Source organism: Rhodopseudomonas sp. (assembly GCF_036404135.1).
Classification (GTDB): Bacteria; Pseudomonadota; Alphaproteobacteria; order Rhizobiales; family Xanthobacteraceae; genus Rhodopseudomonas_A.
Window position 1 is genome coordinate 1 of record NZ_DASWPE010000073.1, and the last position, 8,226, is coordinate 8,226.

The window sequence follows — 8,226 nt, forward strand, 5'->3', positions numbered from 1 at the left end:
CCTGATCAGCGCTGGTAAGCCCAAAATGGTCGCCCTGATCGCCGTCGCCCGAAAGCTCCTCACCACCCTCAACGCAATCCTGCGGGACAATCAGCCATGGCAAAACGCTTGACAACCAAGACAGTCGCTGAGGAACCCGGCTTAGCTCGCAGAGCGAAGCCGGGCGTCTCGAAGGATGGCCGCGGGCGTCTGGCGATCGCGGGCTTGGCGGATCAGCGCGAACTCGCAGCCGCATCCTTCGAGGCCCTCGCTTCGCTCGGGCGCCTCAGGATGACGATTCTGGGGTTGCCGCAAGCGCGGCTGGGCGCCTCGGGATGACTCAGTGCAGGACGGTTGTGCGACCGATGCGGAGGGTCAGACCGGCGCGGCCTTCAGCGTGCTGACCAACAGCTGCGCCAGGGTCTCGATCTGGAACGGCTTCTGCAGCGCCGGGCGGTCGCGGTAGTCCTCCGGCACGCCCTGGGCGCCGTAGCCGGTGGCGAAGATGAACGGGCAATTGCGCGCCTTCAAAAGGTCGGCGACCGGCGAGATCACCTTGCCATTGACGTTGACGTCGAGAATCGCGATGTCGAATTCGGTGGAACCGGCGAGCCGGATCGCCTCGTTGATTTCGCCGGCCTCGGCGACGACGCGATAGCCGAGCTCTTCGAGCATGTCGGCGACCATCATCCGGATCATCGCCTCGTCCTCGACCAGAAACACGGAGCCGGCCGGAGTCGTCGTCGCCATATGGATTTCCTTAACCCGAGACCTCAGCCGCGCTGAGCCAACGGTCCTGTGTCCGACGCAGTTGGAACACCGACCAAAGTCGCAAATAAGGCCCTGTCACGCAATGTCAACTTTCTTCTGCGCCGGGCCTTAACGAGAGTTTCCGCAGTGCCCCTGAAAAGCTTGCTAAGTTCCTGGCGCGGAACAAGATGTGCCGCCCGTCCAGCACGAGAGAGCGCCATGCCCGCCGCACCGCCGCCGCCCGAAAAGATGATGTTCCAGCTCAGCCTGCGGCGCCGCGGCATCAGCGATCAGGCGGTGCTGCGGGCGATGGACGAAGTGCCGCGCGACGCCTTTGTCGAGCCGGAGCTGCGCGACGAGGCCTGGCGCGACACCGCGCTGCCGATCGCCTGCGGCCAGACCATCAGCCAGCCCTTCGTGGTGGCCTATATGACCGAGCAGCTGCAATTGCGCCCGGAGCACCGGGTGCTCGAGATCGGCACTGGATCGGGCTACCAGGCGGCGATCCTGTCGCGGCTGAGCCGTTCGGTGCTGACGCTGGAGCGCTTCAAGACCCTGGCCGAGCGCGCCCGCGCCAGGCTCAGCGCGCTGCATTGCGACAATGTCGAGGTTGTGGTCGGCGACGGCTTCGCGGTGCCGGCCTCTGCCGGGCTGTTCGACCGCATCATGGTCACCGCGGCGATGGAGGCGGTGCCGGAGACGCTGATCGCAAGGCTCGACCGCGACGGCGTGCTGATCGCGCCGGTCGGGCCGCGCGATGGCACCCAGACCTTGCTGCGGATCCGCAACGCTCCGGGCGGGATCGAACGCAAGGAGCTGGTCGCGGTGCGCTTCGTGCCGGCGCTGCCGGGGCTGGCGCGCGAGCTGTAGCGGCCCCGCGGAAAATCCCCGGATGTTAACGGTTGCACCGCCGCGGCGAAGTTTTCGACGGCAGGGTTAAACGCTTGGTAACTGAACGGGTGGTTTACTCAAAAGGTAAAGTTCTGTTGCGTAAAGAGTGAGTAACCATGTCCCGCGTCCTCGAGTTGCTTTGCTCGCGTCGCGCCCCGCAAGTTGCGGCGCTGGCGTTGATGTCCGTCGGTTTCACTGGCTGCAGCGCGGACATGCAGACGCGTCTGGCGCAGGATCCGTTCGCGCAGCGGGAGGCCACCGGCTCGGTGGCCCAGCAGGCGCCGCGGGAGTTGCCGCAATATTCCCGGCCGCAATATCAGCAGCAGCAGCCGCAATACCAGTCGCAGGCGCTGCCGCCGCCGATCGCGGCGCCGCAATCCTATCCCAGCGCGCCGGCCGCGCGGAGTTATCCGAGCGCCAATGCCGGGGTGTCCGGGGGCGGGCGCGGGGTGGCGTCCTACGCGCCGCCGAGTGCTGCGGCGTCCGACATCGTCACCGGCTCCGCTGCGCCGCGTTCGGTCGCGGCCAAGCCCGCGTCGCGCGGCACCACCATCATCGTCGGCACCAGCGATTCTCTCGAAACGCTGGCGCGGCGCTATAACGTCTCCACCGCGGAAATCCTGCAGGCCAACGGCTACAAGGGGCCGCGGGCGCTGTCGCCCGGCCAGCAGCTGATTATCCCGACCCGCGCCACCTCGGCGTTGGCGGCCCCCGCCGCAGCGCCGCCGATGGCCGCGCCGGCCACCCGTCCGGCGATGGTCGCCGCGGCGGCGCCGAGCGTGCATGTGGTCAATCCCGGCGACAGCCTGATGAGCATCGCGCGGCGCAATCATTTGCCGGTCGCCGAATTGGCGCGGGCCAACGGATTGGCGCCGAACGCGCCGCTGAAGATCGGCATGAAGCTCAGCGTGCCGAGCGGCCGCAGCGCCGAGGTCGCCGCCACGCCGGCGGTTGCCGCACCCGCCGCGCCGGTCGCGGTTGCCGCTGCGGCGCCGGCGCCGGTTGCTGCCCCGGCGCCCACCGCGGCGCCGATCCGGATGGCCGCGGCGCTGCCGGCCGAGCCCGCGCAAAAGGTGCGGCTCGCCAGCGCCACCGCGACGCCGGCCGAGACCGCCGCCCCGGAAGCCCCGGTGAAAGCCGCGGAGGCCACCGGCGCGCTGCCGACCTTCCGCTGGCCGGTGCGCGGCCGGGTGATCACCAGCTACGGCGCCAAGACCAACGGCAAGCAAAACGATGGCATCAACGTCGCGGTGCCCGAAGGCACCCCGATCAAGGCCGCCGAGGACGGCGTGGTGGCTTACTCCGGCAACGAGCTGAAGGGCTACGGCAACCTGGTGCTGGTGCGGCATTCCAACGGCTACGTCACCGCCTATGCCCATGCCAGCGAGCTGATGGTGAAGCGCGGCGAAACCATCAAGCGCGGCCAGACCATCGCCAAGTCCGGGCAGTCCGGCGAGGTCGGCTCGCCGCAGCTGCACTTCGAGATCCGCAAGGGCTCGTCGCCGGTCGATCCGCTGCAGTTCCTCAACGGCGCGTAACGCCGTCCGCCAAGCCGGTCATTCCGGGGCGCGAGGCCGCAAGGCCGAGCGAACCCGGAATCTCGCAAAGCGACCAACTCTTGAACCGACGCTTGCGCTCGCAGCAAGATTCCGGGTTCGCTCACCGCTGGCGCGGTTCGCGCCCCGGAATGACGGCGTTGCAGCGGACCGCGGTGAGTTCGCTCAAGCACGCTGCGCCGCCTTACAAACACGCTGATCCAAAACCGCGCTACTCGCCTTCGGCGACGTCCCCGCTGTGATCCAGCCCCCGCGCCATCGCGGCGCGGGCGGCGGCGCGGTGCTCCGGCGTGATGTGGCTCGCCACCATGCGGATCGCGGTCGCCAGAATCGCCGCGTCGTCGGTGAAGCCGAGCAGCGGCAGCATGTCGGGAATGAAATCGAACGGCAGGATGAAATAGGCGATGGCGCCGAGCAGCGCCGCCTGGACGTGGCGTGGGGTCTTGCGGTCGAACGCGCAGTAATACGCCGCCAGAAGATCCTCGGCGAACGGCAGCCGCACCGCCAGATGCTTCAGCTTCTGCCAGAACCGCCGGCGCACGCTGTCGGGATCCCGCGCCAGCCGGTCGGCCGGTTCATAGCCCACGCTATGGTCAGAACTCATCATCCACCTCAAGCCGCAACCGGCGGCACTGGTTCCTGCTGGATGTAGGAAGCAGGCCGGCGGATTGCATCAGCGCGGCGACAATTGCGCGGCGATGGCGTTCATTGCTTTGGCGAGCGCGATGTCGCGCGCGGTGACGCCGCCGGCGTCGTGGGTGCTGAGCACCACCTCCACGGTCTTGTAGACGTTGCGCCATTCCGGGTGGTGGTCGGATTTCTCGGCGACCAGCGCCACCCTCGCCATGAAGCCGAACGCCTCGTTGAAATCCTTGAAGCTGAAATCGCGCGCGATCGCCTCGCGGCCCTCGACCGCGCGCCAGCCGGGCAGTTCGCGCAGCGCCGCCTGCCGCGCCTCGTCCGATAGCCGTTCCACCATGTCGACCTCCCGCTTCACAGCATGTTGACCCTGCCCAGCCGCGACCGCCAGCCGATCCGTGCCACAATGCGGCGGCAAAGCCGGGTTAGTGATCACAGTAACCATGTGCATGAGCCCCGGCCAGGCGTGCAAGGAATTCGCTACGATCTTGATTTAACCAGGCGCACAATGAGTTCCAGCCTCGAACGATTGTTTTCCAGACAGATCGTGGATGGCCCTGACCTGGTGGGACCCGCGGTGCAATCGGTTTCGCATTCCCGACGACAAAAGCTGGCCTTCGTGGTGCTGGCCGCGATTCTTGCGGTGGTCGGCACCGGTGCCGCCGCCTATTACTTCGCGATGCGGCCGGAGACGCTGCGGATCGCGGTCGGGCCGCAGAATTCCGACGACGTCCGGGTGGTGCAGGCGCTGACGCAAGCGTTCTCGCGCGAGCATAATTCGGTGCGGCTGCGGCCGGTGTTGACCGACGGCGCGCTCGGCAGCGCCAGCGCGCTGGCCGACGGCAAGGCCGACCTCGCGGTGATCCGCGGCGACCTCGATGTTCCGAAGAGCGCCCAGGCGGTCGCGGTGCTGCGCAAGAACGTCGTGGTGCTGTGGGTGCCGGCCAAGCCCAAATCCGACTCCAAGGCCAAGAAGGGCGCCGCCAAGATCACCAAGATCGTGCAGCTCGCCGGCAAGCGGGTCGGGATCATCGGCCGCACCCAGGCCAATGTGAACCTGCTGAAGGTGGTGCTGCAGCAATACGGCGTCGATCCGGCCAAGGTCGACATCGTGCAGTTTTCCACCAACGAGATCGCCGAGGCGATCAAGGACCAGAAGGTCGACGCCTTCCTGGCCGCAGGCCCGGTCAACAGCAAGATCACCGCCGACGCCATCGCCGCCTCGACCCGCGAAGGCGGCGCGCCGACGTTTCTGGCGATCGATTCCGCCGAGGCGATCGCACAGAACCATCCGATGTACGAAGCCTCGGAAATTCCCGCCGGCGTGTTCGGCGGCGCGCCGGCGCGGCCCGACGACGAGGTCAAGACCATCAGCTTCTCGCACCATATCGTGGCGCGCAAGGATCTGTCCGAACACGTCGTCTCGGCGTTCACCCGGCAATTATTCGCGATCCGCCAGACCGTGATGAACGACTTCCCGCTGGCGGCGAAGATCGAAACCCCGGATACCGACAAGGACGCCGCGATCCCGGTGCATCCCGGCGCCGCGGCCTATGTCGACGGCGAGGAGAAGACTTTCCTCGACCGCTACAGCGATTACATTTGGTGGTCGTTGATGGGCGCCTCGGCGCTGGGCTCGATCGGCGCCTGGTTCGCCGGCTATCTGCGCAAGGACGAGCGCACCAACAATTCGTCGCTGCGCGAGCGGCTGCTCGACATGATCGCGATGGCGCGGAAAAGCGATTCGGTCGACCAGCTCGACGCCATGCAGGCCGAGGCCGACACCATCCTGCGCGATACCCTGAGCTGTTTCGAGAACGGCGCGATCGAGGAGGGCACCCTGACCGCCTTCAACATCGCGCTGGAGCAGTTCCACAACGCGGTGGCCGACCGCAAGGCGCTGCTCGCGGCGGCGCCGCCGAGCCCGCCGCGCGCCAATGTGCAACTGCTGGCGGGCGGCGGCTGATAACGCTGGGGCGGCCGGTGGGCGCCGCGATCGCGGTGCGCGGCCGAGAAAATCCCGCCGCGCGCCGGATTTTGCGGCACTGAGCGGGGATTGCCGGCCCACGGCGCGGGCAAGCCGCCGCTCGTGCCGCCGCAGGGCGCGCGAAAAATGCCGATGAGCCGCCGAAAAGCCGACGTCCTCATTGTTTTTTGCCGATTTTCGACTATATTGCGTCGCAACGCGTGCGAGTGCCCGGCCCCTTTTGGCCGGGCTTGCTTTTTAGGGATTGCCCTGATCTGGGATGTCCTTGCGCGTTTCAGGCAAGGCGGGTGCGGGGGCGCAAATTCGTGCGTCCGGAGCCATCCGCCGATTGCGCTGATCGGGCATCCAGGCCGCTTTAACCTAAAAGAAGAACCATGAAACTCCGCAACATCGCCATTATCGCCCACGTCGACCACGGCAAGACCACGCTGGTGGACAAGCTGCTGCAGCAGTCCGGCACCTACCGCGACAACCAGCGCCAGGTCGAGCGCGCGATGGACTCCAACGACCTGGAGCGCGAGCGCGGCATCACCATCCTGGCCAAGTGCACCTCGGTGCAATGGAAGGACGTCCGCATCAACATCGTCGACACTCCCGGCCACGCCGATTTCGGCGGCGAGGTGGAGCGCATCCTGTCGATGGTCGACGGCGTGATCGTGTTGGTCGACGCCGCCGAAGGCCCGATGCCGCAGACCAAATTCGTGGTCGGCAAGGCCTTGAAGCTCGGCCTCAAGCCGATCGTCGCCATCAACAAGGTCGACCGCCCCGACGCCCGCGTCACCGAAGTGGTCAACGAGGTGTTCGACCTGTTCGCGGCGCTCGACGCCAGCGACGACCAGCTGGATTTCCCGATCCTGTACGGCTCCGGCAAGAACGGCTGGATGTCGGACAAGCCGGACGGCAGCCACGAAGACGGCATGCGGCCGTTGTTCGACCTGGTGCTGAAGCACGTCCACGCCCCGGTGGTGGAAGAGGGCCCGTTCCGGCTGCTCGGCACCATCCTGGAAGCCAACCCCTATCTCGGCCGTATCATCACCGGGCGCATCGCCTCGGGCTCGGTGAAGCCGAACCAGAGCGTCAAGGTGCTGTCGCGCGACGGCAAGCTGGTGGAAACCGGGCGGATCTCCAAGATTCTGGCGTTCCGCGGCCTCGAGCGCACCCCGATCGAGGAAGCCGAAGCCGGCGACATCGTCGCCCTGGCCGGGCTGCCGAAGGGCACCGTGGCCGACACCTTCTGCGATCCCAGCGTGGAGACCCCGATCCAGGCGCAGCCGATCGATCCGCCGACGGTGTCGATGTCGTTCATCGTCAACAACTCGCCGCTCGCCGGCACCGAAGGCGACAAGGTGACCAGCCGGCTGATCCGCGACCGGCTGCTGCGCGAGGCCGAGGGCAACGTCGCGCTGAAGGTGGTGGAAGCCGCCGACAAGGATGCGATGGAAGTCTCCGGCCGTGGCGAATTGCAGCTCGCGATCCTGATCGAGACCATGCGCCGCGAAGGTTTTGAGCTGTCGGTGTCGCGGCCGCGCGTGGTGCTGAGCAAGGACGAGAACGGCCAGATGCTGGAGCCGGTCGAAGAAGTCGTGATCGACGTCGACGAGGAATTCTCCGGCGTCGTGGTGCAGAAGATGAGCGAGCGCAAGGCCGAGATGATCGAGATGCGGCCGTCCGGCGGCCATCGCCTGCGGCTGGTATTCTACGCGCCGACCCGCGGCTTGATCGGCTATCAGGGCGAACTGATGACCGACACCAAGGGCACCGCGGTGATGAACCGGCTGTTCCACAACTACCTGCCGTATAAGGGCGAGATCCAGGGCCGCCGCAACGGCGTCTTGATTTCCAACGACCAGGGCGAGGCGGTGGCCTACGCGATGTTCAAGCTGGAAGACCGCGGCCCGATGATGATCGAGCCGGGCTGGAAGGTCTACAAGGGCATGATCGTCGGCGAGCACACCCGCGACAACGACCTCGAGATCAACATCCTGAAGGGCAAGCAGCTCACCAACATCCGCACCACCTCGAAGGATGAAGCGGTGCGGCTGACCCCGCCGATCCGGATGACGCTGGAAAAGGCGCTGGCCTATATCGAGGACGACGAACTGGTGGAGATCACCCCGAAGTCGATCCGGCTGCGCAAGCGCCACCTCGATCCCAACGAGCGCAAGCGCGCCGAAAAGAGCAAGGTGGCGGTGGCGTAACCGCCGCTTTCACCGGCTCTCCTCCGGTTTCACGAATGCAGCCTGTCCTCGGGGTGATACCCGAGGGCAGGCTTTTTCGTTGCGGCTAGCTGTGGAGCCTCAACAGGTTGTCCTCGGACAGACCGAGGCGACTGATGGGTGTTTGTGATTTTATCCCACCGTGTGGCCGATGCCAGTTGTATCTATGCAGCCAGACCGGCAGTTCGAGGGCGCGGCGTTGTGAGGT

General features: G+C 66.7%; 7 protein-coding genes and 2 pseudogenes. 5 read left to right on the top strand and 4 right to left on the bottom strand.

Going from position 1 to position 8,226, the window contains the following annotated elements; genetic code table 11:
• Nucleotides 1–112: pseudogene (locus tag VGC77_RS08140) on the top strand (IS110 family transposase); the annotation flags it as partial.
• Between the two features lie 242 nt (nucleotides 113–354).
• On the opposite strand, the gene VGC77_RS08145 reads toward VGC77_RS08140, so the two are convergent.
• Nucleotides 355–729 carry a response regulator gene (locus VGC77_RS08145; RefSeq protein WP_331171070.1) on the bottom strand — a complete coding sequence of 125 codons (375 nt, stop codon included), beginning with the start codon at nucleotides 727–729 and terminating at the stop codon, nucleotides 355–357.
• Between the two features lie 219 nt (nucleotides 730–948).
• Between VGC77_RS08145 and VGC77_RS08150 the strand changes: the two genes are divergently transcribed.
• Both VGC77_RS08150 and VGC77_RS08155 read left to right on the top strand, forming a co-directional pair.
• Nucleotides 949–1,599, top strand: coding sequence for a protein-L-isoaspartate(D-aspartate) O-methyltransferase (locus VGC77_RS08150; RefSeq protein WP_331171071.1), 651 nt, complete (start codon nucleotides 949–951; stop codon nucleotides 1,597–1,599).
• A 137-nt stretch (nucleotides 1,600–1,736) separates the two neighbouring features.
• Nucleotides 1,737–3,158, top strand: coding sequence for a peptidoglycan DD-metalloendopeptidase family protein (locus tag VGC77_RS08155; RefSeq protein ID WP_331171072.1), 1,422 nt, complete (start codon nucleotides 1,737–1,739; stop codon nucleotides 3,156–3,158).
• Between the two features lie 229 nt (nucleotides 3,159–3,387).
• On the opposite strand, the gene VGC77_RS08160 is transcribed toward VGC77_RS08155, so the two are convergent.
• Together VGC77_RS08160 and VGC77_RS08165 are read right to left on the bottom strand one after the other, a co-directional pair.
• Nucleotides 3,388–3,780 (bottom strand): YkvA family protein, encoded by a 393-nt coding sequence (locus VGC77_RS08160; protein WP_331171073.1) that lies wholly within the window; start codon nucleotides 3,778–3,780, stop codon nucleotides 3,388–3,390.
• A gap of 69 nt (nucleotides 3,781–3,849) precedes the next feature.
• A complete protein-coding gene (locus VGC77_RS08165; RefSeq protein ID WP_331171074.1) occupies nucleotides 3,850–4,266 on the bottom strand; it encodes a 4a-hydroxytetrahydrobiopterin dehydratase in 417 nt (138 codons plus the stop codon).
• Between the two features lie 57 nt (nucleotides 4,267–4,323).
• On the opposite strand from VGC77_RS08165, the gene VGC77_RS08170 reads away from it, so the two are divergent.
• Both VGC77_RS08170 and typA read left to right on the top strand, forming a co-directional pair.
• On the top strand, nucleotides 4,324–5,781 hold the full coding sequence (locus tag VGC77_RS08170) for a TAXI family TRAP transporter solute-binding subunit (protein WP_331171075.1): 1,458 nt from the start codon (nucleotides 4,324–4,326) through the stop codon (nucleotides 5,779–5,781).
• Nucleotides 5,782–6,176: 395 nt separating this feature from the next.
• Nucleotides 6,177–8,000, top strand: a complete 1,824-nt coding sequence (gene typA, locus VGC77_RS08175) for a translational GTPase TypA (RefSeq protein WP_331171076.1) — start codon at nucleotides 6,177–6,179, stop codon at nucleotides 7,998–8,000.
• An 85-nt stretch (nucleotides 8,001–8,085) separates the two neighbouring features.
• On the opposite strand, the pseudogene VGC77_RS08180 reads toward typA, so the two are convergent.
• A pseudogene (locus VGC77_RS08180) lies at nucleotides 8,086–8,226 on the bottom strand (IS481 family transposase); the annotation flags it as partial.

Excerpts from the sequence above, each read along its gene's own strand:
- VGC77_RS08145 (WP_331171070.1), bottom strand. The coding sequence starts at position 729 with ATGGCGACGACGACTCCGGCCGGCTCCGTGTTTCTGGTCGAGGACGAG.
- VGC77_RS08150 (WP_331171071.1), top strand. The coding sequence starts at position 949 with ATGCCCGCCGCACCGCCGCCGCCCGAAAAGATGATGTTCCAGCTCAGC.
- VGC77_RS08165 (WP_331171074.1), bottom strand. The coding sequence starts at position 4,266 with ATGCACATGGTTACTGTGATCACTAACCCGGCTTTGCCGCCGCATTGT.
- VGC77_RS08155 (WP_331171072.1), top strand. The coding sequence starts at position 1,737 with ATGTCCCGCGTCCTCGAGTTGCTTTGCTCGCGTCGCGCCCCGCAAGTT.
- VGC77_RS08160 (WP_331171073.1), bottom strand. The coding sequence starts at position 3,780 with ATGAGTTCTGACCATAGCGTGGGCTATGAACCGGCCGACCGGCTGGCG.
- VGC77_RS08170 (WP_331171075.1), top strand. The coding sequence starts at position 4,324 with ATGAGTTCCAGCCTCGAACGATTGTTTTCCAGACAGATCGTGGATGGC.
- typA (WP_331171076.1), top strand. The coding sequence starts at position 6,177 with ATGAAACTCCGCAACATCGCCATTATCGCCCACGTCGACCACGGCAAG.